1 protein-coding gene and 1 riboswitch are annotated in these 519 nt (G+C 67.8%); the gene reads left to right on the forward strand.

Annotation, left to right across the window (positions count from 1 at the left end):
• Positions 1 to 260: CopD family protein (locus tag D3H34_RS33770; RefSeq protein ID WP_205736893.1), on the forward strand; the 260-nt coding region annotated here is incomplete at its 5' end.
• 14 nt (positions 261 to 274) lie between these two features.
• A riboswitch (cobalamin riboswitch) is annotated at positions 275 to 510 on the forward strand.
• Positions 511 to 519 lie beyond the last annotated feature (9 nt).

A 519-nucleotide genomic window follows, 5' to 3' on the forward strand; every position in this document is an offset into this window, starting at 1 on the left:
CTTCGGTCTACCACATGGCGGCCCAGGCCGACCTGCAGTTCAATATGCCGCTGGCGTGGAAAGTCATGACCGTGCTGGGCCTGGTGATGGCCGGCATCTTCGGGCATATCCGCTTCGCGCTGTTCAAGCGCCTGGACCGCGCCGTGCAGGCCGGCGACTGGCCTGCGGGCGGCAAGGCGCTGGCGAGCATCCGCGTCTGGGTCGCGGCCAATCTGGCGCTCGGCGTGGCCATCGTCACCGCGCTGCGCCTCACGGTGTAACAACGCGCCGCGCCGATTAGAATCACCGCGTTGGTGCAGGCCCTGCAGATCATGCCGGGCCGTTAAACGGGAAACAGGGTGGCGATGCCTCGCGCGTCCGCCTAGCCTGTACTGCCCCCGCAACAGTGAGTGAAGCGGCCTGAACCCTCGGGCCAGCGTACATCCCCAAGCCACTGGCGCTGCCTTGCGCCGGGAAGGCGTTGTGCGCGGATTCACCAGTCTGGATACCGGCCAACAAGGCGGTTCCCGCGCGCGCGGG

The organism is Acidovorax cavernicola, from assembly GCF_003581445.1.